The following is a 23,610-nucleotide window of genomic DNA, read 5'->3' as shown; positions in this document are numbered from 1 at the left end:
ACTGGTCATGTGAACCATGACACAGCGCCCCCACAGCCCGGAGAACCCGATGTGTCAGCACCAACCCACCTGCCCCTCCGCCGAGGCGACCGACCGCGAAGCCGCCCGCGTCCTCGCCTGCTTTCCTGAGCAGGGCTGGAGCCTGCTCTGCAACGGTGTCATCGTTTTCGAGGACACCGGCGAACTACTCCCCGACGGCAGCACCATCGCCCCGCACCGCGGGCCCGCCCGGCACGCCCTCGTCGCCTGATTCCACCACGCTGCGTGAGCGCAGCGTGCGACGTCGACCCTCGGGCCGGCACCCGAACGGGTGGCCGGCCCCGCCAGGTCGACGCCTCGGCCGGGGCGGCTCGACGACCGCCCCGGCATCCGCGCCTCAGCTCTCGAACGCCTCCGGTGACGGGCACGAGCAGACCAGGTTCCGGTCGCCGTACGCCCCGTCGATGCGCCGCACCGGCGGCCAGTACCGCCCCGCCCGGTCCACCCCGGCCGGGTACGCGCCCACCGACCGCGGATACGGGTGCGGCCACTCGTCCCCCGAGACCATCGCCGCGGTGTGCGGAGCGTTGCACAACGGGTTGTCCCCCGCCGGCCACTCACCCGACGCCACCTTGTCGATCTCCGCCCGGATCGCGATCATCGCGTCGCAGAACCGGTCCAGCTCGGCCAGGTCCTCGCTCTCGGTCGGCTCCACCATCAGCGTCCCCGCCACCGGGAACGACATCGTCGGCGCGTGGAAGCCGTAGTCGATCAGCCGCTTCGCCACGTCGTCGACGCTCACCCCGCTCGCCCTGGTCAACGGCCGCAGGTCCAGGATGCACTCGTGCGCCACCAGGCCCTTGTTGCCGGCGTACAGCACCGGGAAGTGGTCGCGCAGCCGCGCCGCCACGTAGTTCGCCGCCAGCACCGCCACCCCCGTGGCCCGGGTCAGCCCCTCCGCGCCCATCATCCGCAGGTACGCCCACGGGATCGGCAGGATCCCCGCCGACCCGTGCCTCGCCGCGGAGATCGCCGGCCGGCCCTCCCGCACCGCGCCGGCCGGGTCGCCGGGCAGGAACGGCGCCAGGTGCGCCCGCACCGCCACCGGACCCACGCCCGGCCCGCCGCCGCCGTGCGGAATGCAGAACGTCTTGTGCAGGTTCAGGTGCGACACGTCCGCGCCGAACCGGCCCGGCTTCGCGAACCCGACCAGCGCGTTGAGGTTCGCGCCGTCGACGTACACCTGGCCGCCGGCGTCGTGCACCTTCGCGCACAGCGACGCGATGCCCGTCTCGTACACGCCGTGCGTCGACGGGTACGTCACCATGATCGCCGCCAGGTCGTCCCGATGCTTGTCGATCTTCGCGTCGAGGTCGACCAGGTCGACGTTGCCGTCCGCGTCGCAACCGACCACGACCACCCGCATGCCGGCCATCACCGCCGACGCCGCGTTCGTGCCGTGCGCCGACGACGGGATCAGGCACACGTCCCGGTGGCCCTCCCCGCGCTGCCGGTGATACGCCCGGATGGCCAGCAGCCCGGCCAGTTCCCCCTGCGAGCCGGCGTTGGGCTGCACGCTGACCGCGTCGTACCCGGTCACCTCCGCCAGCCAGTCCTCCAGCTGGGCGATCAACTCCCGGTACCCGGCGGTCTGCTCCGCCGGCGCGAACGGGTGCAGGTGGGCGAACTCCGGCCAGGTGATCGCCTCCATCTCGGTGGTGGCGTTCAGCTTCATCGTGCACGACCCCAGCGGGATCATGCCCCGGTCCAGGGCGTAGTCGAAGTCGGCCAGCCGCCGCAGGTAACGCAGCATCGCCGTCTCGGAGCGGTGGCGGTGGAACACCGGGTGGGTGAGGAAGTCCGACGCGCGGCGCAGCCCGGCCGGCAGCGCGGCATCGCCCGCGCCGTCGAAGGCGGGGACGCCGAAGGCCGCCCACACCGCCGCCAGGTGCGCCGGCGTGGTCGTCTCGTCGCAGGAGATCCCCACCCGGTCGGCGTCGACCAGCCGCAGGTTGACGTTACGCTCGGCCGCCGCGGCCACCACCTCCGCGGCCCGCCCCGGCACCGTCGCGGTCACGGTGTCGAAGAACGCCACGTCCGCGACGGTCACCCCGCCGGCGCGCAGCCCGGCCGCGAGCCGCGCCGCCAGCTCATGGGTACGCCGGGCGATCGCCCGCAGCCCGTCCGGGCCGTGGTAGACGGCGTACATGCCGGCCATCACCGCCAGCAGCACCTGCGCGGTGCAGATGTTGCTGGTCGCCTTCTCCCGACGGATGTGCTGCTCACGGGTCTGCAACGCCAGCCGGTACGCCGGGTTGCCGTCCGCGTCCTTCGACACGCCGACCAGCCGGCCGGGCAGCATCCGCTCCAGGCCCGCCCGCACCGCCAGGTAACCGGCGTGCGGCCCGCCGAAGCCCATCGGCACCCCGAACCGCTGGGTGGTGCCGGCGGCGATGTCGGCGCCGATCTCACCGGGCGGCCGCAGCAGCGTCAACGCCAGCAGGTCCGCGGCCACACACACCAGCGCCCCGACCCGGTGGGCCGCCTCGACCAGCCCGGCGTGGTCGCGGACCGCCCCGGACGCCCCCGGGTACTGCAGGTGCAGGCCGAAGAACTCGGCGGGCAACTCGTCGCGGCCGAGGTCGAGCACCCGCACGTCGATGCCGAGCGGCTCGGCCCGGCTGGTGATCACCGCGACGGTCTGCGGCAGGGCGTCCGCGTCCACCACGTACACCGGGCTCTTGCTCCTGGACGCGCGGCGGGCGAGGGTCATCGCCTCGGCCGCCGCGGTGCCCTCGTCGAGCATCGAGGCGTTCGCGGTGGCCAGCCCCGTCAGGTCCGTGACCATCGTCTGGAAGTTCAGCAGCGCCTCCAGCCGGCCCTGGCTGATCTCCGGCTGGTACGGCGTGTACGCGGTGTACCAGGCCGGGTTCTCCAGCACGTTGCGGCGGATCACCCCCGGGGTGTGCGTGCCGTGGTAGCCCAGCCCGATCATCGACACGGCGACGGTGTTGCGGGCGGCCAGGGCACGCAGCTCGGCGATCGCCTCCCGCTCGCTGGCCGGCGCCGGCAGGTCCAGGGTGCCGTGCCAGCGGATCACCTCGGGGATCGCGGCGTCCATCAGCTCGTCGACGGAGCTGTAGCCGACGGTTTCCAACATCCGGCGCTCATCACCCGGATCGGGGCCGATGTGCCGGTCGGCGAACTGCTCTGCGGTCATGCGCTGCGCTCCTTGTGGGGGCGAGGTCGACAGGTCGGCCTCCCCCTGAGTCGCGCACACGCGCTCCACAGTGCCTGCCCACGTGGTCCTTTTGCCTGAGAGGTTCCGGGGAGGAATCTGCCCCTTCGGCGCCGTCCGGGGTGTTTCCGGACGGTCTCTCCCGCGTGGGTGGTACCGGCATGGTCAACGCTACCAGCGGCTGTGTCTCCGGCTCACGTCCTCCCCGCCGGTCGCGCTACACCGCCGCCGGTTCCCCGGCGGCGACGGCCGTGGCCGGGCCGGCGACGCGGTCGGCCAGCGCGGACAGCACCTCACCCAGCGGCCCGTCCACGGTCAGGGCGGCGTACCCGTCGCCGCGGGTCGGCCCCTGGTTGACGATGGCCACCGGAATGCCGAGTCTCGCCGCCCGGATCACGAACCGACGCCCCGACATGACCGTCAACGACGAGCCGAGCACCAGCACCGCCCGGGCCCGCTCGACCAGGGCGAAACACTCGGCGACCCGGGGCGCGGGCACGGTCTCGCCGAAGAACACCACGTCCGGCTTCAGCGTGCCGGTGCCGCAGACGCCGCAGTCGACGGTACGGAACCCGGCGACCGCCTCGGCGGGCAGGTCGACGTCGCCGTCGGGGTTGACGTGGGCCGCGCGCGCGACGAAACCGGGGTTGGCCTCCCGCAGCCGCCGGTCCAGTTCCTCCCGGGAGGTCAGGTTGCCGCAGTCCAGGCACACCACCTCGTCGAGCCGGCCGTGCAGTTCGATCACGCCGGTGCTGCCGGCCGCGCCGTGCAGCCCGTCGACGTTCTGCGTGATGATCCCGCCGACCCGGCCGGCCCGCTGCAGCCGCGCCACCGCCCGGTGCCCCTCGTTCGGGGCGGCCCGGGCGATCAGCCGCCAACCCAGGTGGCTGCGCGCCCAGTAGCGCCGCCGCGCGTCCGCGTCGCGGGTGAACGCCTGGTACGTCATCGGGGTGTGCCGGCGAGCCGCGCCGCTGGGCCCCCGGTAGTCCGGAATGCCCGACTCGGTGGACAACCCGGCGCCGCTGAGCACTACCACGTCACCGGCGTCCACCAGCCGGGTCAACGCGTCGAAGGTCTGCCTCACCCGTCCATGCTGCCTCAACCGTCGCCCGGCGACGACCAGCACGGCCCGTACGCCGGACCGAGGCGTCGGCGAGCGGTGCGGCCCCGGCCGGCGCACGGCATCCGGCGCGGCCGGTCCGCCCGGTGCCGGCCAACCCGGCGACCGGGGGGACGCGCTCGACCGCCCGGCGGCCCGCCCGGCGACTAGGTTGAGACCATGCGAGTCGTCATCGCCGGAGGCCACGGCAAGATCGCCAAGCTGTTGGAGCGGGAACTCGCCGGGCGCGGCGACACCGCCGTGGGGCTGATCCGCAACCCCGACCACGCCGCCGCGCTGCACGCCGCCGGCGCCGAACCGGTCGTGGCCGACCTGGAACACACCGACGTCGACACCGTCGCCGCCCACCTCGCCGGCGCGGACGCGGTGGTGTTCGCCGCCGGCGCCGGGCCGGGCAGCGGCGCCGGCCGCAAGGACACCGTCGACCGGGCCGCCGCCGTGCTCCTCGCCGACGCCGCCCAACAGGCCGGCGTCCGCCGCTACCTGCTGGTCTCCTCGATGGGCGTGGACGCCCCACCCCGGTCCGGCAGCGACGAGGTGTGGGCGGCGTACCTACGGGCGAAGAAGGCCGCCGAGGGCGAGGTCACCGGCCGCGACCTGGAGGTGACGGTGCTGCGCCCCGGCCGGCTCACCGACGACCAGCCCGTCGGGCGGATCACCCTCGCCCGGCACGTCGACCCCGGCGAGGTCACCCGCGCCGATGTGGCCCGCGTCCTGCTCGCGCTCCTCTACGAGCCCACCACCGCCGGACTGACCCTGGAACTGGTCGGCGGGGAGACGCCGATCGCCGACGCGATCCGCACCGTCGCCGCCCACTGACCCGCCGGCACCGTCACGGCCCGCCGGGCACTCCTGTCCGGCGGGCCGTGACGTCGGTCAGCGTTGGTGGCGGGGCGGCAGGGCGACCCGCACCCGACCGCCGTCCACCGGCGCCGCGCCGCCGGCGCCCACGGCCGCACCGCTGGCGCCCACCGCCGCGCCGGCGGTGACCTCCGCGGCGATCCGCTCCATCGTCCGCGCCAACTGCGCACTGCCGTCATCGAGATGCCGGGCCGCGGCCTGCATGTGCGAGATCATCATCTCGCCGAAGATCCGCAACGCCTCCCGGGTGGCCACCGAGTCGTCGAAGTTCGCGCCGGAGCTGCTGCGGTACTCCGTCACCGCCCGCTCGGCCTCCTGCTTCGCCTCCTCCGCCGCCGCACGCATGTAACTCTCGTACTGCATCCGCGCGTACTCGGCGACCCGCTGGGCGTAGTCGTGCGCCTGGGCGATGATCTGCTCGGCCTCCCGCTGCGCCGCCGACAGCAGGTTGACCTCCTTCGCCGCCGGCAACTTCGCCGCCCCGGCGCTCGGCAGCACCCCGTGCCGGTGCAGCTCCAGATGGTCGTTGAGCCGCTCGTTCTCCGCCCGCAGATTCGCCACCTGCGCCGCCAGCAGATCCAGCTCGTCGGCCACCTGCATCCGGAACCGGTCCACGTCCGTCGGGTCGTAACCCCGGCGGGCGAACGACGCCGCGTCGAACTCCCACCGCCGCACCCGGTCCGAGGTCATCCGGACCTGCACGCTGGAGACCTGGCCCCCGTCGTACCTGCTGATCGGGGTCGCGCTCACCGGACACCTCCTTCGTTCGCGACTGCGGGGCTCGCGAGCTCACTCCTCGCGCTCACCGGACACCTCCGGAATCGTCAGGGGCGATCGCCGTCCGCCACGTCGGCCCGTACCAGTGCTTGCCGAAACCCTCATGGTGCAGCTGACCGGCGTGGTAACCCGCCTGCGTCAACGCCCCCACCGAATGGCTCACCATCTCGTCCGAACCGCAGATGTAGACGTGCCGGGACCGCCAGTCCCCGTCGGCCAGCACCCGATCCACCACGTGCGTGAACTCACCGGGCCGCTGGAAGTCCGCACCCACCACGTAGGTGACCGTCAACCACGGGTACGACGCCGCCAGCTTGTCGATGGCGTCGTTGTCGTAGAACTCGGCGCGCGAGCGGGCCCCCAGATACAGGTCGACCCGGCGACGGGAACCCTCCGCCGCGACCTGCTCCACCAGCGACTTGACCGGCGCCCAGCCGGTGCCGCTGGCCAACAGCAGCAGATCCGCCGACCCGGCCGGCCACAACGTCAACCGGTCCCCCACCGGCGCCGCCAAGTGCACCTGGTCACCCACCGCACAGCCGTACACCAGACGCGACGACACCACGCCGCCCGGCGCCGCCCGCACGTGCAACTCCAGCGTGCCGTCGGCGCGCGGCGCGTTGGCCGGCGAGTAGTACCGCCACGCCCGCACCGCCGGATGGGACACCCCGACCGACTGGCCCGGCGTGAACGGCAGCAGGTACTGCGGGCGCAACGTGAGCACCGCCAGGTCGAACGCCCGCCGCTCGTGCCCGAGGATCTCGGCCACCCACCACGGCGGCTTCACCGACTCGGCGGCCTGCGCGGCGTCGATCATCACCTGCGAGACCAGCCCGTACGCCGCCGTCCAGTCCTGGGCCAGCTCGTCGGTCCACGCCTCGCCGAGGAAATGCTGCAAGGTCGCCACCAGCGCCTCGCCGACCGCCGGGTAGTGCTCGGCCCGCACCGCGAACTTGCGGTGGTCGGCACCGAGATCCTGCAGGAACCCGACCAGGCTGTCGACCTGGTCCACGTTGGACACGATATGCCCCAACGCGGTCACCAACCGGTCCCGCTGCCCGGCCATGTTCGTGGGGAACATCTGCCGGGTCTCCGGATAAGCCAGGAACAACGTCGAATAGAAATAGAGCGGCACCTGGTCACCGTGCGCGGCGACCAGGGACCAGCTCTGCTTCAGCCGTGCCGCGTCCACACTCAGGCGCCCGTCCCGCGTCCCTGGGCCACCACCTGGTCCTGCACCTTCTCCAGCACGACCTGCACGTCGGTGATGATGTCCGCAGGCACGCCCAGCTCCGTCAGCGTCGCGGTCAGGTGCTCGCCGACCATGACGTAGTGCGCCACCGGGATGTTCAACGGCTGGTGCGCCTCGGCCAGTTCCCGACCGGCGTACTCGTTCGGACCGCCGAGCACCACGGTCAACATCAGCGCCAGGTGCCGCCGCTGCTCCGCCATGTTGACCTCGGCGAAGTAGCCGACGAGTTCCGGGTCGGCGAGCACCTTGTCGTAGAACAGCGCCACCGCCGCCTTCACCGAAGCGGCGCCGCCGATCCGCTCGTAGTGGGAGGGCGCGGTCTCTTCAGTAACCGTCACGGTCGTTCCTTCCAACACGCAGGGCCACGCCGATCGGCGCGGAGGGGCAACCGGCCGGCTGGCGGGGAGTTGCCGTGACGTCGTCGCCAGCACGACCGTGTGGGACCATAGCGCGCTATCCGGACAAGGTCACGTCCGGCCTATCAGATTCTTGACACCCGCCGTCCGGTCAATGTGCTCATCAGCCACACGGTTCGCCGACCGGCACCGGACAGCTCCACGTGACACCTCTCCACCATGGACCGGCCCCACCCCGGCCCGTCCACCACCCCGGCAACCGCCCCTGACCACCGGCAACGCCACCCGCGACCGGCAACGACCCGGCACCGGCCGCCAGTCCCACCAACCGGACCGCACCGGGCACCGAGGTGCCGAACAAAGGATCGCGCCGGGCCTCAGCCACGACGCGATCCTCGAAAAAACGCCTGGGGTCGACTCAGCCCGCCCGACGACGCGCCCGACGCGCCGCCAACTCGTCACCCACCGACTCCGGCGGATCCACCGCCGGCGGCGGACCACCCACCGGCTCCGCCGGCAAGTTCGACAACGAACCCTGGATCTCCTTGAACGCGCCACCGATCGCGATGCCGAACACCCCCTGGCCGCCCTGCAACAGGTCGACCACCTCCTCCGGCGACCGGCACTCGAACACCGTCGTACCGTCGGAAATCAACGTGATGCCCGCCAGGTCCTCCACCCCACGCGACCGCAGCGCCTCGATCGCCTTCCGGATGTTCTGCAACGACACCCCGGCGTCCAACAGCCGCTTCACGACCTTCAACACCACGAGGTCGCGGAACGAATACAGCCGAGACGTCCCCGACCCCGACGCGTCCCGCACACTCGGCACGACGAGGCCCGTCCGAGCCCAGTAGTCCAACTGCCGATAGCTGATACCCACCGCGTGGCAGGCCGTCACACCCCGGTAGCCGACCTCGCCGTCACCGCCCGGCTCAGGCCCCACCACACCCGCCTGCTGCTCCGTACTCGGACCAGGATCCCGCGGCTCGTGCATCCGGAAAACCTCCCCGCCCGTGCGGCGACACGTCATCTCCCCGTACGTGCACCCCTCGACACCGCAACCCTATCGCCGCCATCGGGAGTTACCACGCAGGACGCACCGCGACACGCCGCGCCGACAACCGGAAGATCACCCACAGCGGCGTGCCGTCACCTACCGTGACGTCCACCGCCGCACCGCACTTGCCAGCCGACCGGCCCGCACTCAGCCCGCGAAGTCCTCCGGCCGCACCTGCTCCAGGAACTCCCGGAACTTCTCCACCTCGTCCTCCTGCTCGTCCGGGATCACGATCCCCGCCTCGCTGAGGACCTGCTCCGCACAACGAATCGGGGCCCCGACCCGCAACGCCAACGCGATGGAATCGCTCGGCCGCGCCGACACCCGCACCCCGTCACCGATCAACAGATCGGCGTAGAAGACGTTCTCCTTCAACTCGGTGATCTCCACCGCCCGCAACGGCGCCTGCAACGCCGCCAGCACGTCCCGCAACAGATCATGCGTCAACGGCCGCGCCGGCTTGACCCCCTGCTGCTCGTAGGCGATCGCCGTCGCCTCGACCGCGCCGATCCAGATCGGCAGATAGCGGTCCCCTTCGACCTCCCGCAGCAGGACGATCGGCTGGTTGCTGGGGAGCTCCACCCGAACTCCGACCACGCTCAGCTCGCGCACCGCCGCCTCCGTGTCGTTGTCACCTACGCCCGCACCCGCGCCCTTCCCTGCACGGTACACGGACCGCGACACGAGAGCCCCATGCGCTACGTGCACCACGCCTCGCCAGGAAGGGCTTACCCCGGCAAGCCTACGACACGCTTCCCGGGACAGATCTTTCCGCGCCCACCGACGGCCGAGGCCGGGCACCCCACGGCACCCGGCCCCACCACACCCTCACCGGCCCAACGTCGACCGCAGCCCCACCCGCACCAACGCCGCGTGCAACTGCTGCGACAACGCCACCAGCTCCCGCGCCGTCTCCGCCGCCCGAGCCCGCGCCGCCGGATCACTCTGCCGCGCCAACGGAGCCACCAACTGCGCGAACAGACCGACCTCCCGATCCGCCGCCGTCCGATACCCCCGCAGATGCCGCGGCTCCAACCCGTACGACGCCAACGCCGCCACCGCCGACGCGATGATCAACGCATCCGCGTCGTACCAACCCGGCGGATCCGACACCAGCACACCGAGCCGCTCCAACTCGGCCAACGTCGACTCGGCGAGCCCACTGCGGGCCAGCAGATCCGACCGCCCCAACCGGACCTCGGCCGGCTCGGCGGACTCCGCCATCTCCCGGCCCGGCACCTCACCACCGGGACCGACCGCCACCAACGTCGGCCGTTGCCGACCCGACGCCGCACCCGACCCGTCCCACTCCGCCAACTGCTCACGGATCACCCGCAACGGCAGATACTGGTCCCGCTGCGCGGTCAACACGAACCGCAACCGCGCCACATCGTCCCAGCTGTACTTCCGATACCCCGCCGCCGTCCGCTGCGGCTCCACCAGGCCCTCGGCCTCCAGAAACCGCAACTTCGAGATGGTGACGTCCGGGAACTCCACCCGCAGCTGCGCCAACACCTCACCGATGCTCATCAGCGCGGTGGAACGTGCCGCCCCGGGCGGCGTCGAAGCCGCAGGCTCGTTCACCCCCGGCCGGCCTCCTCCGGACGCGGCCCGGCGATGAACACCACCCGGAACTTACCGATCTGCACCTCGTCACCATTGCTCAGCGTGGCCGCCTCGACCCGCTCCCGGTTCACGTACGTGCCGTTCAGGCTGCCCACGTCCCGCACCGTGAACGTGCCACCATCACGGTGGAACTCGGCGTGCCGCCGAGAAACCGTCACGTCATCGAGGAAAATGTCACTGTCCGGGTGCCGGCCGCTGGTCGTCACATCGTGGTCCAACAGGAACCGGGCGCCCGCGTTCGGACCCCGACGAACCACCAGCAGCGCCATCCCCGGCGGCAACGAGCCGGACATCCGGCTCGGCACCACATCGGTGTCCGGCCCCTCCAGCACTTCGTCGAGCGAACCGAGATTGAGCGTCGAAGTGACGTCGAGTGGGGGGAACTCGTCGTCTGGCCGCGTCATGGGACCACCTCACGGATCTGTTCGGTCGGCGTCGGGGTAATGGCGGGTCTGGCCGCCGGGCAGTCACACACCCGGCGGCTGGCTCCCCGTGCCCGGGAAGGCGCACTCCACAACGCTCAACTTTTGGGTTCTCGGTCGACTGGGCGAGCCTAGCCAGCGCCGAAATGCAGGGCAACCGGACGCGCGGAGACAGGCCCGCCGCCCGGGACGACACAATCAGCTCTCAGTGAGCTCGCGGTACGCACCAGCGGTCAGCAAACCCTCGACCGCCGCCGGATCATCCGGAGTGATCTCCACCAACCACCCCGCACCGTACGGATCCGTGTTGATCACCTCAGGGGTGTCGGCCAACGCCTCGTTGCGCGCCGCCACCGTGCCACTCAGCGGGGCGTAGATCTCCGACACGCTCTTGGTCGACTCGATCTCACCCAACGACTCGCCCGCGGCCACCACCGCACCCACCTCCGGCAACTGGACGAACACGATGTCACCCAGCGCGTCCTGCGCGAAGTGCGTGATACCGACCCGGACGGCCCCGCCGTCCCCACCGACCACCCACTCGTGCTCGGCGGTGTACCGCAGATCCTCAGGAATCACCAGCAGCATCCTTCATCCATCGGTGCACCGGGGGAACCGGCGCGGCCGCGACCGGTCAGGAGACCGGCCGGGCGTGTTCCAGCTTGATCGGCGCGTGCAGCTGCGAAACCTCCACAGCCTCACGATCCTCGACGATCACGTTACCGCCGTCATCCGCCACCGATGCGACCACCCCGCCGGGGATGTTCAACGCCGTACGCATCGTCGCCGAATCACCGATCACCAGAATGGTGTACGGACCGGTCAAGCGCCGCCCGTCCACCATCAGGCCACCGCCCTGCGCGTCCACGAAATACGTCGACGCGATGACCCGCACCGCCGCACCGTCCGACCCGGCGATCTGCATCGCCTCCGCGCCCGCGCCCCGCAACTCCTGCACCGCGTCCAGGATCCGCGTCGCCGCGATCGCCTTGCCACCACCCACGAACCGCACCGACAACCCCGGCCCCACCGCCGGCAACGTACCCGCCAGGATGCCCAACTCGTCCGCCCGCCGCGTCGCCTCGTCCAACGCCGCCTGCCGGCCCTGCTCACCCGAGCGCAGCTGCCGCTGGCTGTCCTCCAACGCCGCGATGTCCTGCCGCAGCCGGCGCTCCCGCGAATCCAGATCAGACGAGATCCGGACCAGGTCCTCCTCGCGCGTCGCCGTCAGGCTCGAATCCGTCGACGTCGTCTTCAACTGCACCACCAGGGTGAACCCCAGCAACGCCAACAACACCGCGATCATCGCGCCCGCCGACGTCAACCGCCGCGACACCGGCGCCGCCGACCCGCTCGGCTCCTCACCCGCCGACTCCTCCGCCGGCGGCGCGTCCGCCTCCCGCTCGGCCGGCGTCAACGGGCTCAACTCGTCCGGATCGGGCGCGTCCGGCCGCGGATCCGGCTCACCCGCCGGCCCCGAGGGCCGCGCCGGTTCCGCCGGCTCCGGCCAACCGGTCCCCGTCTCCCTGTGTTCCTCGCTCATCGCCACAAACCTACGCCCGGAACAGGTGCCGGCGGATCGCCGCCACGTTCCCGAAGATGCGCACCCCGAGCACGACCACCACACCGGTGGAGAGCTGACCGCCCACCCCCAGCTGGTCACCCAGATACACGATCAGCGCCGCCACCAGCACGTTCGAAATGAACGACACCACGAACTGCTTGTCGTCGAAAATCTTGTCCAGCTTCGCCCGGACCCCGCCGAACACGGCGTCGAGCGCCGCCACCACCGCGATCGGCAGGTACGGCTGCAACGCCGCGGGCACCGTGGGGTCCAGATACACCCCGAGCACCACACCGACGAGCAACGCCAGCACCGCGATCATCGACCACCTCCGGAGGGGCTGGAAGACGTCCCCGGCCGGGACGGCCCGGGACTGGAAGAACCGGCGGCACCCGAACCCGACGGCTGCGGGCTCGGACTCACCGAGGGCTCGGCGTAGCGTAGCCGCGGCTGCGGGGCAGCCGGCAGGGTGAGGTCCCCCGCCTTCTTCACCCCGTACGACATTCCGGTGACCCGCGCCAAGTAACGCATCAGATCCGCCGCCCGGCTCTCGTCGAACCGGTCCCGCATCGATCCCGGACCGATCGCCGTCACCTCGTACGGGCTCGTCACCGGGCGGTAGTCCACCAGGATCGCCTCACCGGCCTGACGGATCGTCGTCGTCGCCGTCAACCGCTGCCCGTTGATCGCGATCGCCTCCGCGCCCGCCGCCCACAGATCGTTCGCCACCGTCTGCAGGTCCGAGTACAACACCCGGTCCGGGCCGGCATCCGCGCCCGTCACCGCGTCCTTGTCCCGCGGCGCGTCGGCCAGCCGCACCACCACGCCGTCACCACGCACCCGGCCCAGGCCCGTACCCGCCTCCATGTTCCGCAGCCGGGACGCCTGCGCACCGCTCAACGCCGCATCACGCTGCCGCCCGACCTCCTCGCGCAACTGGTCGGCCTGGGCGGTCAACCGGTCCGTCTCCGCCTCCCGCTGCTTGATCTCGGCGATCAACCCGGCCCGCGCCTTCGCCCGGCTCGGCTCCTCCGCGACCGTCTCCCGGTACGCGACCGCGAACAGGAGCCCGATCGTCGCGAGCACCACCAGGCTGACCGGACGGGACAACAGCCGCCGCCACCGCGACGGCGGCACCTGCCGACGCCGCTCCGCCGCGGCGGCGTACCCCGGATCGAGGGGGTTGCGGAACAACTCGGTGAGAAAGTCCGGCGCGTACGACCGCGCCGACGGGTCCCGGCCCTTGTCCCCGGACCCCGTGGTCACGCCGCCGCTCCCGCCCGGCGCGCCCGCATCGCCCGGACCAGTCGACTGGCCTGCACCACGTACATCGCGCCGGCCACCCAGTAGAGCACCAGGCCCCACCAGGCCAGCCCCCAGCCGATCGCCGCGGTCACCGTGGCGATCGCCGGCGACGCGGCGGCGAGCAGCAGGATCGGGAACGCGGCCAGCAGCAGGAAGGTGGCCGTCTTGCCGACGTAGTGCACCGGCGGCGGCCCGTAACCGTAGCGGCGCAGCACCCCGAGCGAGCCGAGCAGGAGCAGCTCGCGGGCCAGCAGCGCCGCGGTGAACTGCCACGGCACCACCTCGCGAGCGGTGAACGCCAGCAGCGTGGCCAGGATGTAGAGCCGGTCGGCGAGCGGATCGAGCAGCTCACCGAGGCGGCTGACCTGGTGCAGCCGCCGGGCCAGCCAGCCGTCGACCCAGTCGCTGGTGCCACCGATGGCCAGCACGACGATCGCCGCCACGTCCGCCCGGGCGACGAGGAACAGGTAGAGGAAGAGCGGTACGCCGACGAGCCGGACGAAACTGATCAGGTTCGGCAGGGTGAGGACGCGGTCCCCCACGACCGCCGTCGAACCGGGAGCCGGGTGCTCCGATGGAGCCGGCCGACGCGACACCGAACCCTCCCTTCGCAGCACGGTCCGGCGGCCGACCACGATCGGCCGCTCCGGTTCCGGACGTGCGCGTTGCCGGCCGGTCAGCGCCGGCGCCCTTCGCGATCCCGGGCTGGGACCTCCCCCATGCGGACCACGACCGCGTCGATCATGGTCCGCCCAGTTGCGCTGCCACTATATCGGGCCGCCGTGACGAGCCCCGGCCCCCGCTTTCGGTGGCGTTTTCGTCCTGTCTCCCGTGTGGCGCGGCACTACCCCTAGGGCGTCCTAGGACGCTAGTTGTCTCGGTGGAGAAGGCCACGGAGGTGCCGAGAGATCAGGCGGTACGAACAGCGGCGGAGTCGGAGTTGGCCGGTGTGGCGCCGAGCGCCGCCGCCTGGCCGAACGCCACCAGGGCCAGCAGCAGCTCGTGCTGGACCCGGTTGGGCATCCGGTCCAGCACCGCCTGCACCGCCTGGTGCCGCCGCTCCGTCAACTCCCGCAGCAGGGTCTCGGCCGCCGCGGTGGGCAGCAACCGCACCTCGCGCCGGTCCCGGGGGTCGGCCGCCCGGCGCAGCAGGCCGACCGCCTCCAGCCGGTCACAGAGGCGGCTCGCCGAAGACGGTACGACGTCCAGCAGCTCGGCCAGCCGGTTCACGTTCGTGTTCGGGTGCGACATGATCAGCGACAGCACCCGCAGCTGCGTCGGCGAGACCGGTACGGCGTGCTGGGACGTCGCCGAGTCGAGCACACCGATGAGCGCCTCGGCAGCCGCGTCTATGGCCGCGGCGAGATTCGGAGGTCGCTCCACCCGCAGTCCCCCTGCGATCTTCCCGCTCGTGTTCGCCCACCGGTCCGGTCACTGCCCGCCAGCGTCGTCCGGCGGGCTGGAACCGCGCCAGTCCAGGCAGACGACGACCGCGTCGTCGCGAAGGTCCGCGTCGGCGTGGTACGCGTGCAGTTCGCGCATTACCGTACCAACTGCTTCGGCCGCCGGCTGCAACCGAGTCGACCGCATCGAGCGCGCCATGGCCCGCTCCCCGTAGGGCTCCTGGCCGTCCGGCTGCGCCGCGTACACCCCGTCACTGACCACGAAGAGACGGTCCCCCGGCTCCACCGCGAACTCCTGCGCGTCGTAGCGGGTCTCGGCGAACATGCCCAGCGGCAACTGCTGCTCCAGTTTGATCGGGGCGACGCTGCCGGCGCGCAGCCGCAGCACGTGCGGCGAGCCCGCGTCGACCGCCTTCACCACGCCCCGCCGGGTGTCCAACTCCATCAGCAGCGTGGCCACGTACCGGTCGCCCCGGTGCTGGTAGAAGATCGTGTCCGAGGCCAGCTCAGCCTGCTCCACCAGGCTCCCGCCCGAGCGGCGGGCGTTGCGCATGGCGTTGACGGTCACCGCGGTGAGCAGCGACGCGGCCAGGCCGCTGCCGGCGCCGTTGAGCACCGTGACGGTGAGCCGGTCCCCGTCCACGGACCAGTCGAAGTGGTCGCCGCCCACCGTGTACGCCGGTTCGAGCTGCCCGGCCAGCAGGAAGTCGCCGTGCGTGACGCTGCGTCCGGGCAGCAGGTCCCACTGCATCTCGGCGGCCATGCTGAGCCGCTCCTGACGGCGGGCGCGCCGGTACCGGTCCGTCTCCCGGTCGGCCGCCCGCAACGCCAGCGCCAGCTCGCCCGCGACGTCCCGGGCCGCCTCGACGGTCGCCGCGTCGGGCGCGGCCGGCAACTCGACCAGCAGCACCCCGAGCCGCTCGCCCCACACCGACAGCGGCAGGCAGACCCGGCACCGGCCGTCCTCGCCGGCGTCCTGCACCGGCTGTTGGCTGCTGAAACAGCGCTGCGCCGCACCATGGCCACTGAGGAAGCCGCCGTCGGGCCGGTCCGGTTCCAGCACCGGCCAGAGCCCGCTGGAGCGGTAGTCGGCGATGAACACCTCGGTCCGCGACGCACCGAGGGACCGGCGGATCGCCCGGTCGGCGGCCTCCGCCAACTGGTCGGGCGGCGCCGCGCGCAGTGCGCGGGACACCTGTCCGGGCGCGTCCGGCATGCTCATCCTCCGATGACGACTATTGCTATAGGGCAAGCATCATACGGAGGAACGCCCGGTGCCGGACGCCCGGTACCGGCCAGAAGCGGCGAGCCCGTCCGACCTGCGCCGCCGGGCACGGGATCACGGTCGACCGCCCCGCGGCGGCCGGCGGCCGCGGGGCGAATCCGGGTTGGCATCCCGCCCGGAACAGGGCGATGGCGTACGTCCGCGGCCGACACGGTCCACCCGGCGGTGGCAGGTGGCAGAGGCGGTCAGGCGGTCGGCTTCGTCGCCACCGCGCCGTAGAAGGCGTCCGGCACCGGGGCGGGTTCGCCCTGCGTACGCCACTCGGCGACCGGTACGACACCGTCCGCCGTGGGCCGCCACCGGCCCAGCAGCGGCGGGAACGCCGTGGGCGGGCGCATCCGGAACGCCGGCCCCATCATCGCCAACGCCGCCGGGTACGTGGCCAGTTCCTCGCTGTCGAAGTCGACGGCCAGGAAGCTGCCCGGCGCCGCCGCCTCGTACAGCTCGTCGAGAGTGCGCGCGAGAGTGGCGTCGTCCAGGAAGGCGGCCAGCCCGAGGAAGACCACCCCGACCGGCCTCCTCCCCCACCCCGGCACGAACCGGTGCAACTGGGCCGGGTCGATCGTGCCGATGTCGGTGGCGTCGCCGAAGCCGTAGCCGGCACGGTCGCTGCCGGCGAGCAGGCGCTGGCCGAGCCGGATGGTCACCGGGTCGACGTCGGTGTAGAGCACGGTGGCGTCCGGGACCACCTCGTGCACGTTGCCCTGGCTCGGCACGCCCGCGCCGAAGACCAGGAAGCCGTCCACGCCGGCGTCGGCGATCGACCGGACCGCCCGGCCGAGGAAGTCCCGGAGCGAGCGGAAGATCGCCGCGCAGGGCCCGTACGCCCCCTCGAACGCACGGGCCGCGGCCACGTCCACCGGGAAGTGGTGCTCGCCGCCGAGCCAAAAGTCGATCATACGGGCGGTGCTCGGCTGGTCGGGCTCGGACATCGACGAGGCTCCCTTCCTCGGGCGGTGGCGGACAGCGTACCCACGGCCCGGCTCCGGCGGTATCGCCCCGGCGACACCCCGCCGGCCGCGATACTGGCCGCGCGGGCGTCGGCGGCCAGGAGGTGCAACGTGAACTCGGCGAACGGCGCGGCCGTGGTGGTCGGCGTGGACGGCTCGGAGCCGGCACTGCGAGCCGTACGCCTCGCGGCGGCCGAGGCCGCCCGACGCGACCGGCCGCTGCGGGTGGTGCACGGGTTCATCTGGCCGCTGCTGCGCGTACCCGGTTCCGCGCCGGCCGGGGCGCCACCCGGCGGTGGCCTGCGGCACCAGGCCGAGGAACTGGTCTCCGCGGCGGTCGCCGAGGCGCGGGCGGCGGCCCCCGGGCTGCGGGTCTCCGGCGAGATCATCGACGGGGAGGCGGCGGCGGTGCTGCTCGGCGAGACCCCCACCGCCACGATGATCGTGCTCGGCGACCGTGGCCTCGGCGGGTTCGCCGCCCTGGTGGTCGGCTCGGTGGCCATCCAGGTAGCCCAGCATGCCGACTGCCCGGTGCTGGTGGCCCGCGGCGCGCAGCGGGCGGCCGGCCCGGTGGTGGTCGGGGTGGACGGCTCCGTGCTGTCCCGGGCCGCGGTCGAGTTCGCCGCCGAGGAGGCAGCGGTCCGCGGCGCCCGGCTGCACGCCGTGCACGCCTACACCCATCCCACCTCCAGCGGCCCCGGCGACATGCAACCGCTGGTCTACGAGGAGAGCCAGTTGCGTGGCGAGGAGGACCGGATCCTGGCCGAGTCGCTCACCGGGCTGACCGACCGCTGGCCGGAGGTGCCGCTGACCCGGGAGGTGGTGCGCGGCCGGCCGGTCGCCGTGCTGACCGAGGCCTCCCGCACCGCCCAACTGGTGGTCGTCGGCGGGCAGGGTCGCGGCGAGCTGAGCGGGCTGCTGCTGGGGTCGGTGAGCCAGGGAGTGCTGCACCACGCCGACTGTCCGGTCACCGTGGTCCGCTCCCCCGACTGAACGGTTGGCGCCGCTGCGGGCGGGTAGACGGTCCCGGAACCACAGCGACCGGAGGAGGCAGGGATGCCAGGACCACGGCCGGGCAGCAACGCGTACGACAAGGAACGGGCACGGTTGCGCGATCTGATCGAGAACTCCGGGCGGGCCGCCGACCAGGAGGCGAACCAGGTCGCGAACCGGATCCTCCAGGACGACCGCGGCCAGCGGGGCGTCGTACGGGGCGAGCGGACGTTCGGCCCGAAGGGCGAGCGCGAACCGGGCGACCCGAAGTGAGGGCGGCACCCGTCGTCGACGGCGCCATCGCCGGCGCCGTCGGCACCGCCGCGTTGAACATCGTCACCTACCTGGACATCACGACCCGGGCCCGCCCGGCGAGCAGCACGCCCGACGAGACCGCCGGGCGGCTGGCCGACGAGGCACACATCAGCCTCGGGCCGGAGAAGAAGGCGGCCAACCGGCGGTCGGGCATCGGGGCCATCATCGGCTACGCCACCGGCATCGCCGCCGGGGCCGCCTTCGGTGTGTTGGCAGCCCGGCGGCGAATCCCGCTGCCGGTGGCCGCGGGGCTGCTCGGCGGCGGGGTGATGGCGACCTCCGACGGGTCGCTCGCCGTGCTCCGGGTGAGCGACCCCCGTACGTGGCGACCCGCCGACTGGCTGTCGGACCTCGTACCGCACGTGGCGTACGGAGTGGCGGCCGCAGCCACCTGGCGGAGGCTGCGGCCGCCCTCGCGGCGCCGGGGACGCTAGCCCCGACGGCCACTCTCGTCGTCGGCCACCGGCTCACCGGCCGGGCCGTACGGCGACACCTGCCCCTTGGGCACCGGTCGCCCGACGTCGGCGTTCGACGTGCCGCCATTGCGCGGGTTCCCGGCGGCCCCGGGCACCTTGCTGTCCTGGCTGGTGGCACCCCGGTTGTTGCGGCGGAACTCCTCCTGCTGCGGATTGACCACGGGTCTCTCCCTCCGGTGGAGCACGCGGCGTCGGACCGCGCACGTGACCGGGGTACCCGCCCCCGCCGGGCGCATTCCGGGGCCGGTCGGACGTCTGGTCCGACCCGCGACGGGTAACCCGACGGGATGCCGAACGATCGGAACGTGGCGCGAGCGCTGCTGGACCGGCAGGGCCGCACGTACGCCGAGGAGGCGGGGATCAGCCTCGCCGACCGGCCCGGACCGCTCTACCAGCTGCTGGTGCTCACCATGCTGCTGAGCACCCGGATCCGGGCCGGGGTGGCGCTCGCGGCGGCCCGGGAACTCTTCGCCGCCGGCTACCGCACCCCGCAGGCGATGGAGGCGGCGACCTGGCAGGACCGGGTCGACGCGCTCGGCCGCGGCCACTACCGGCGCTACGACGAGCGCACCGCCACCATGTTGGGCACCGGCGCGCGGCTCTGCCTGGACCGGTGGCACGGGGACCTGCGCCGGATGCACCGGGAGGCCGACGGCGACCGGACGGCGCTGCGCCGGCTGCTCGTCGAGTTCCCCGGCATCGGCCCGACCGGGGCCGACATCTTCCTGCGCGAGGCCCAGACCGTCTGGCCGGACCTGCGCCCGTACGCCGACCGACGGACGCTCGCCGGGGCACGGCAGCTGGGCCTGCCGGCGAATCCCGGCGGGCTGGCCGGCCTGGTGGGCGAGGCCGACTTCGGGCGGCTCGCCTCGGCGCTGGTACGGGTGGCGCTCGGCGAGGAGTCGGCGGGCGAGGTGGGCCGGACCGCGGCGGCCCGCTGAACCGCGCCGGGGCTCAGGCGGCCTGAACCGTGCCGGGTCCCGGTCGGTGGGCGGGATCGACGGCGGGCGTCACTTCGCCGGGCCGGGTCGGATCAGGTACCAGACCAGCCCCGCGACGAGCAGGGCGACCAGCACGACGCCGCCGGAGACGCCGCTGCCCTCGCCGCCGTTGCTGCGGTGCCCGGTCGCCCCGAAGTAGATCACCGCCAGCCCGGCCAGCAGCGCGATGAACGTCCGCAATCCTCGGTCCCTCACGTCCCGGACCGTACGTCCGGTCGGCACCGGTTCGTGCCGCCTCGAGCCGACATTCCCCCGTCCGGGGGTCACCGGCGCCGTGGCCTCGGCTCACCGCTCCGGGCCGTCCACGGCGGGGCCACGCAGGCGCACCCGGCGCACCGCCCGGTCGGCCACCTCGACCACCTCGATGGTGAGCCCGGGCAGCCGCACCCGCTCCCCCGGGCCGGACGGGAGCCGGCCCAGACCGGCCAGGACCAGCCCGGCGACCGTGGCGTACTCGCGGGACAGCGGGAAGGTCAGCCGCACGCCCGCGTCGGGCAGGTCGTGCAGCGGGAAGTCACCGGGCAGCAGCAGCGCGCCGTCCGGCTCCCGTTCCGCCCGGCGCACATACCGGTCGGTCTCGTCGTACACCTCGCCGACGACCTCCTCCAGCAGGTCCTCCATGGTGACCAGGCCGTCGATCCCGCCGTACTCGTCGACGACGAGGGCGAGTTGTTCGCGACGTTGGCGCAGCTGACGGATCGCGTCGGCGACCGCCAGGGTGCCGGGCAGCAGCAGCGGTGGCCGGGCCCGCTCGCCGGTGGTGACCCCGTCGCCGTCCACCAGTTCGCGGATGTGCACCACCCCGCACACGTCGTCCAGGCCGCCCGGCCCGGTGACCGGCGCGCGGGAGCGCCCGGTGGCGGCGAGCCGGCGCATCGCCTCCGCCGCCGGCATCGCCGCCGGCAGGACCGTCACGTCGCGCCGCGCGACCAGGATCTCCCGCAGGTTACGACCGGCGATCTCGAACGCCCCGGCCAGGATCTCCCGCTGCTGGGCCGAGAGCCCGCGCTGGCTGGCCAGCAGCTCCCGCAGCTCCTCCTCGGTCACCTCCGGCCGGCTCGCCCGCGGATCCCCGCCGGCGAGCCGGACCAGCAGGTCGGTGGTACGGCTGAGCAGCCACACCGCCGGGCGGGACAGCCCCGCCAGCAGGTCCAGCGGCGTGGCGGCGAGCAGTGCCCAGCGTTCCGCCGCCTGCATCGCCAGCCGCTTCGGGGCCAGCTCGCCGACGACGAGCGTGACGAAGGCCAGCAGGACGGTCACCAGCAGCACCGCGGCCGGGTGCGCGAGCCGGCCGAGGAAGCCCAGCGGGCCGACCAGCGGTCGTGCCAGGGACACCGCGGCGGCCGCCGAGGCGAGGAAGCCGGCGAGAGTGATGCCGAGCTGCACGGTGGCCAGGTAGCGGTTCGGCTCCCGGCTCAGCCGCACCAGCCGCGCCCCGGCCCGCCCCGATCGGCCCAGCCGCCGCAACTGCCCCTCACGCAGCGTCACCAGGGCCATCTCGCTGCCGGACAGCGCCGCGTTGATCAGCACCAGGATCGCCACCAGGACGAGTTGTCCCGCCATCCGTACACCCCCTCCGGCCCGACGGTCAGTCCTGCTCCAGGTCGTCCAGGGAGATCGCGTGGGTCATCAGCCACCGGGCCAGCGCGGCCATCCCGAACAGCCACAGCGGCGCCGACTCGGTGGTGCCGTTCGTGGCGAAGATGGCGAACCGCAGGTCGGGTGCCCGGTACGCCTCGATCCGCCACTTGTGGTTCTTGTCCCGCCAGACCGCCGAAGGGTCCATGGCGTCACCGTAGGTGACGGGAGGCCCTCACCGGTGCCGCTTGGCCCACCCACGCCCGCTCGCCGGCGCGACGGATCAGCCGGGTGGTGCGACCACCTCGCGGGCGTCGTCGGGCAGCCGACGGGTGGCGCCGCGCCGGTCCAACAGCTCCAGCAGCGGCACCGCCACCCGGCGGGTGGTGTCGAGGGCCTGCCGGGCGGCGCTGAGGGTGAACGGCTGCGGCAACCGGGCCAGCACCCGGACCGCGTCGTCGAGCGCGCCGGGCAGCAGCACCACGTTCTCGGCCAGCCGCAGCAGGGCGCCCGCCCGTACGGCCGCGCCGATCTCCCGTGGGCCGAGGCCCAGGGCGGCGAGGCGGTACGCCTCCGGGGCCTGGAACGGACGTTCGGCGTACTCGGCGCGCACCCGGTCGACCGCGCGGGCCACCGGTGCGGGCAGCGCGTCGCCGGTGGCGGCGGTGACCCGGCCGGCGTGCAGTCGCAGCGGCGGACTCAGCAGCGCCGCCACGAGCGCCCGGTCGGGCAGGTCGAGGCGCTGGCGCAGCACCTCGACCGGCACGCCGGGCTCCAGCGGATGCTCCCGGCCGTACCGGGCGACCTCCTCGCCCAGGCGCACGCCGAGGGCCCGCCAGTGTTCCGGATCGGCCAGCCAGTCCCCGGCCACCGGGGCGGCGGTGACCGGCACCCCCATCCGGGTCAGCTCACCGGCCCGGACCAGACGCCGGCGGCCCAGTTCCCCGGCCAGGTCGGGGCGGCCGTCCAGCCCGGCCAGCACGACGGCCCGGGTGGCGGCGGCCCCGCGCCGGCGCAGCGGCGGCGGGTCCACGTCCAGCACGGTCACCCCGCCGGTGACGTGGTGCCGGCCGGGATCCCGCAGCAACGCCCGGTCCCCGATCTGCAGCGGCAGCGGGCGGGCCAGCCGCAGCCGGGCGGTGTCCGGGCCGAACGGGCGTACCCGGGCGGGCACCGCCGCGGAGCCGACGTGCAGGGTGAGCGTGGCCGGCAGGTCGGCGGCCGGGTCTCCGGCGAGCCGCACGTCGAGCAGGTCGGTGCGGCGGAACCGCCCGGGGCTGAGCAGCGCGTCGCCCCGGGTGATCCGGTCGCGCGGCACCCCGCGCAGGTTCACCGCGACCCGGGCCACCGCGTCGACCCGCTCGCGGGCGGCGTTCAGCGAATGCAGGCCGCGGACCCGGACCGGTTCGCCGGTGGCGGCGAGTTCGAGCTGGTCACCGACGTGCAGCCGGCCCGCGCCGAGGGTGCCGGTGACCACCGTCCCGCTGCCCCGGATGGTGAACGAGCGGTCCACCCAGAGCCGGACCGGGGCGTCCAGCGCCGGGGCGGGCAGCCGGGCGACCAGACGGTCCAGGGCGGCCCGCAGCTCGGGCAGGCCGGCGCCGGTGGCGCCGCTGACCGCCACCGCCTCCACCTCGCCGACGGCGGTGGCGGCGATCTCCTTGCTGGCCCGGGCCAGGGCCGGTCCCGGATCGGCCAGGTCCGCGCGGGTCACCGCCAGCAGCCCGTACGACACCCCCAGCGCGTCCAGCGCGGCCAGGTGCTCGGCGGACTGCGGCATCCAACCCTCGTCGGCGCCGACGACGAACAGCGCGGCGGGGACGGGGCCGACGCCGGCGAGCATGTTCGGCACGAACCGTTCGTGCCCAGGCACGTCGACGAAGGCGACGGTCCCACCGGAGGGCAGGGGGGTCCAGGCGAAGCCGAGGTCGATGGTCATGCCCCGGCGGCGTTCCTCCGCCCACCGGTCGGGTTCCATCCCGGTCAGCGCCCGGACCAGCGTGGACTTGCCGTGGTCGACGTGCCCGGCGGTGGCGACGACCCACATGC

The 23,610-nt window shown here is 73.4% G+C and carries 28 protein-coding genes and 1 riboswitch; of the genes, 6 read left to right on the top strand and 22 right to left on the bottom strand.

The window, feature by feature from the left end; genetic code table 11:
- The first annotated feature begins 49 nt into the window (after positions 1-49).
- Positions 50-250 (top strand): DUF5999 family protein, encoded by a 201-nt coding sequence (locus GA0070621_RS11345; RefSeq protein WP_036371784.1) that lies wholly within the window; start codon positions 50-52, stop codon positions 248-250.
- A 126-nt stretch (positions 251-376) separates the two neighbouring features.
- On the opposite strand, the gene gcvP is transcribed toward GA0070621_RS11345, so the two are convergent.
- Positions 377-3,199, bottom strand: coding sequence for an aminomethyl-transferring glycine dehydrogenase (gcvP, locus tag GA0070621_RS11340; protein ID WP_091194365.1), 2,823 nt, complete (start codon positions 3,197-3,199; stop codon positions 377-379).
- A 73-nt stretch (positions 3,200-3,272) separates the two neighbouring features.
- Positions 3,273-3,372: riboswitch (glycine riboswitch) on the bottom strand.
- Positions 3,373-3,434: 62 nt separating this feature from the next.
- The gene (locus GA0070621_RS11335; protein ID WP_091194363.1) at positions 3,435-4,301 is read right to left on the bottom strand and encodes an NAD-dependent protein deacetylase; all 867 of its coding nucleotides are present in this window, start codon (positions 4,299-4,301) and stop codon (positions 3,435-3,437) included.
- A 195-nt stretch (positions 4,302-4,496) separates the two neighbouring features.
- On the opposite strand from GA0070621_RS11335, the gene GA0070621_RS11330 reads away from it, so the two are divergent.
- The gene (locus GA0070621_RS11330) at positions 4,497-5,156 is read left to right on the top strand and encodes an NAD(P)H-binding protein (protein WP_091194361.1); all 660 of its coding nucleotides are present in this window, start codon (positions 4,497-4,499) and stop codon (positions 5,154-5,156) included.
- Between the two features lie 57 nt (positions 5,157-5,213).
- Here the strand turns inward: GA0070621_RS11330 and GA0070621_RS11325 are convergent, their stop codons facing one another.
- From GA0070621_RS11325 to GA0070621_RS11255, 15 genes are all read right to left on the bottom strand, one after another.
- On the bottom strand, positions 5,214-5,948 hold the full coding sequence (locus GA0070621_RS11325) for a DivIVA domain-containing protein (RefSeq protein WP_091194359.1): 735 nt from the start codon (positions 5,946-5,948) through the stop codon (positions 5,214-5,216).
- A 52-nt stretch (positions 5,949-6,000) separates the two neighbouring features.
- On the bottom strand, positions 6,001-7,167 hold the full coding sequence (locus GA0070621_RS11320) for a globin domain-containing protein (protein WP_091194357.1): 1,167 nt from the start codon (positions 7,165-7,167) through the stop codon (positions 6,001-6,003).
- A gap of 2 nt (positions 7,168-7,169) precedes the next feature.
- Positions 7,170-7,565, bottom strand: a complete 396-nt coding sequence (locus GA0070621_RS11315) for a group I truncated hemoglobin (protein ID WP_091194356.1) — start codon at positions 7,563-7,565, stop codon at positions 7,170-7,172.
- 436 nt (positions 7,566-8,001) lie between these two features.
- On the bottom strand, positions 8,002-8,580 hold the full coding sequence (locus tag GA0070621_RS11310; protein WP_167666808.1) for a MerR family transcriptional regulator: 579 nt from the start codon (positions 8,578-8,580) through the stop codon (positions 8,002-8,004).
- Between the two features lie 210 nt (positions 8,581-8,790).
- Positions 8,791-9,255 carry a bifunctional nuclease family protein gene (locus GA0070621_RS11305; RefSeq protein WP_073833177.1) on the bottom strand — a complete coding sequence of 155 codons (465 nt, stop codon included), beginning with the start codon at positions 9,253-9,255 and terminating at the stop codon, positions 8,791-8,793.
- Between the two features lie 216 nt (positions 9,256-9,471).
- Entirely contained in the window at positions 9,472-10,173 is a 702-nt protein-coding gene (gene ftsR, locus GA0070621_RS11300) for a transcriptional regulator FtsR (RefSeq protein ID WP_197674016.1), read from the bottom strand.
- Between the two features lie 50 nt (positions 10,174-10,223).
- The gene (gene odhI / locus GA0070621_RS11295) at positions 10,224-10,673 is read right to left on the bottom strand and encodes an oxoglutarate dehydrogenase inhibitor Odhl (RefSeq protein ID WP_046570336.1); all 450 of its coding nucleotides are present in this window, start codon (positions 10,671-10,673) and stop codon (positions 10,224-10,226) included.
- Between the two features lie 216 nt (positions 10,674-10,889).
- Positions 10,890-11,270 (bottom strand): glycine cleavage system protein GcvH, encoded by a 381-nt coding sequence (gene gcvH / locus GA0070621_RS11290; protein WP_091202273.1) that lies wholly within the window; start codon positions 11,268-11,270, stop codon positions 10,890-10,892.
- Positions 11,271-11,325: 55 nt separating this feature from the next.
- Entirely contained in the window at positions 11,326-12,234 is a 909-nt protein-coding gene (locus GA0070621_RS11285; RefSeq protein ID WP_091194352.1) for a DUF881 domain-containing protein, read from the bottom strand.
- A gap of 10 nt (positions 12,235-12,244) precedes the next feature.
- Positions 12,245-12,577, bottom strand: a complete 333-nt coding sequence (locus tag GA0070621_RS11280) for a small basic family protein (RefSeq protein WP_091194350.1) — start codon at positions 12,575-12,577, stop codon at positions 12,245-12,247.
- On the bottom strand, positions 12,574-13,521 hold the full coding sequence (locus GA0070621_RS11275; protein WP_091194348.1) for a DUF881 domain-containing protein: 948 nt from the start codon (positions 13,519-13,521) through the stop codon (positions 12,574-12,576). The genes GA0070621_RS11280 and GA0070621_RS11275 overlap by 4 nt, the downstream gene beginning before the upstream one ends.
- Complete coding sequence (locus GA0070621_RS11270) at positions 13,518-14,156, bottom strand: CDP-alcohol phosphatidyltransferase family protein (RefSeq protein WP_091202272.1); 639 nt, start codon at positions 14,154-14,156, stop codon at positions 13,518-13,520. Before GA0070621_RS11270 ends, GA0070621_RS11275 begins: the two co-directional genes overlap by 4 nt.
- 313 nt (positions 14,157-14,469) lie before the next feature.
- Complete coding sequence (locus tag GA0070621_RS11265) at positions 14,470-14,943, bottom strand: MarR family winged helix-turn-helix transcriptional regulator (protein ID WP_091194347.1); 474 nt, start codon at positions 14,941-14,943, stop codon at positions 14,470-14,472.
- A 48-nt stretch (positions 14,944-14,991) separates the two neighbouring features.
- Positions 14,992-16,179, bottom strand: a complete 1,188-nt coding sequence (locus GA0070621_RS11260) for a PP2C family protein-serine/threonine phosphatase (RefSeq protein ID WP_091194345.1) — start codon at positions 16,177-16,179, stop codon at positions 14,992-14,994.
- Between the two features lie 254 nt (positions 16,180-16,433).
- Positions 16,434-17,180: an SAM-dependent methyltransferase gene (locus tag GA0070621_RS11255; protein WP_091194343.1), complete on the bottom strand. Its 747-nt coding sequence runs from the start codon at positions 17,178-17,180 to the stop codon at positions 16,434-16,436.
- A gap of 129 nt (positions 17,181-17,309) precedes the next feature.
- Here GA0070621_RS11255 and GA0070621_RS11250 point away from each other — a divergent pair, with 129 nt between their 5' ends.
- The 3 genes from GA0070621_RS11250 (at position 17,310) to GA0070621_RS11240 (ending at position 18,940) form a co-directional block, all read left to right on the top strand.
- Positions 17,310-18,191, top strand: a complete 882-nt coding sequence (locus GA0070621_RS11250) for a universal stress protein (RefSeq protein ID WP_091202271.1) — start codon at positions 17,310-17,312, stop codon at positions 18,189-18,191.
- 63 nt (positions 18,192-18,254) lie between these two features.
- Entirely contained in the window at positions 18,255-18,464 is a 210-nt protein-coding gene (locus GA0070621_RS11245) for a phosphatidylethanolamine-binding protein (protein WP_091118689.1), read from the top strand.
- The gene (locus GA0070621_RS11240; RefSeq protein WP_091194341.1) at positions 18,461-18,940 is read left to right on the top strand and encodes a hypothetical protein; all 480 of its coding nucleotides are present in this window, start codon (positions 18,461-18,463) and stop codon (positions 18,938-18,940) included. Before GA0070621_RS11245 ends, GA0070621_RS11240 begins: the two co-directional genes overlap by 4 nt.
- Here the strand turns inward: GA0070621_RS11240 and GA0070621_RS11235 are convergent.
- Positions 18,937-19,143: a hypothetical protein gene (locus GA0070621_RS11235; protein WP_091194340.1), complete on the bottom strand. Its 207-nt coding sequence runs from the start codon at positions 19,141-19,143 to the stop codon at positions 18,937-18,939. The genes GA0070621_RS11240 and GA0070621_RS11235 overlap by 4 nt on opposite strands.
- A gap of 126 nt (positions 19,144-19,269) precedes the next feature.
- Between GA0070621_RS11235 and GA0070621_RS11230 the strand changes: the two genes are divergently transcribed.
- Positions 19,270-19,923 (top strand): hypothetical protein, encoded by a 654-nt coding sequence (locus GA0070621_RS11230; RefSeq protein WP_091194339.1) that lies wholly within the window; start codon positions 19,270-19,272, stop codon positions 19,921-19,923.
- Between the two features lie 69 nt (positions 19,924-19,992).
- Here the strand turns inward: GA0070621_RS11230 and GA0070621_RS11225 are convergent, their stop codons facing one another.
- The 4 genes from GA0070621_RS11225 to selB form a co-directional block, all read right to left on the bottom strand.
- The gene (locus GA0070621_RS11225) at positions 19,993-20,178 is read right to left on the bottom strand and encodes a hypothetical protein (protein ID WP_091202270.1); all 186 of its coding nucleotides are present in this window, start codon (positions 20,176-20,178) and stop codon (positions 19,993-19,995) included.
- Between the two features lie 90 nt (positions 20,179-20,268).
- Complete coding sequence (locus GA0070621_RS11220) at positions 20,269-21,546, bottom strand: hemolysin family protein (RefSeq protein ID WP_091194337.1); 1,278 nt, start codon at positions 21,544-21,546, stop codon at positions 20,269-20,271.
- Between the two features lie 25 nt (positions 21,547-21,571).
- Positions 21,572-21,769 (bottom strand): hypothetical protein, encoded by a 198-nt coding sequence (locus GA0070621_RS11215; RefSeq protein WP_091194333.1) that lies wholly within the window; start codon positions 21,767-21,769, stop codon positions 21,572-21,574.
- A 75-nt stretch (positions 21,770-21,844) separates the two neighbouring features.
- Positions 21,845-23,608: a selenocysteine-specific translation elongation factor gene (gene selB / locus GA0070621_RS11210; protein WP_091194330.1), complete on the bottom strand. Its 1,764-nt coding sequence runs from the start codon at positions 23,606-23,608 to the stop codon at positions 21,845-21,847.
- Between the last annotated feature and the right edge of the window lie 2 nt (positions 23,609-23,610).

It is taken from the genome of Micromonospora narathiwatensis, from assembly GCF_900089605.1.
GTDB classification, from domain to species: domain Bacteria; phylum Actinomycetota; class Actinomycetes; order Mycobacteriales; family Micromonosporaceae; genus Micromonospora; species Micromonospora narathiwatensis.
This window is presented reverse-complemented; position numbering and strand designations above follow the sequence as displayed.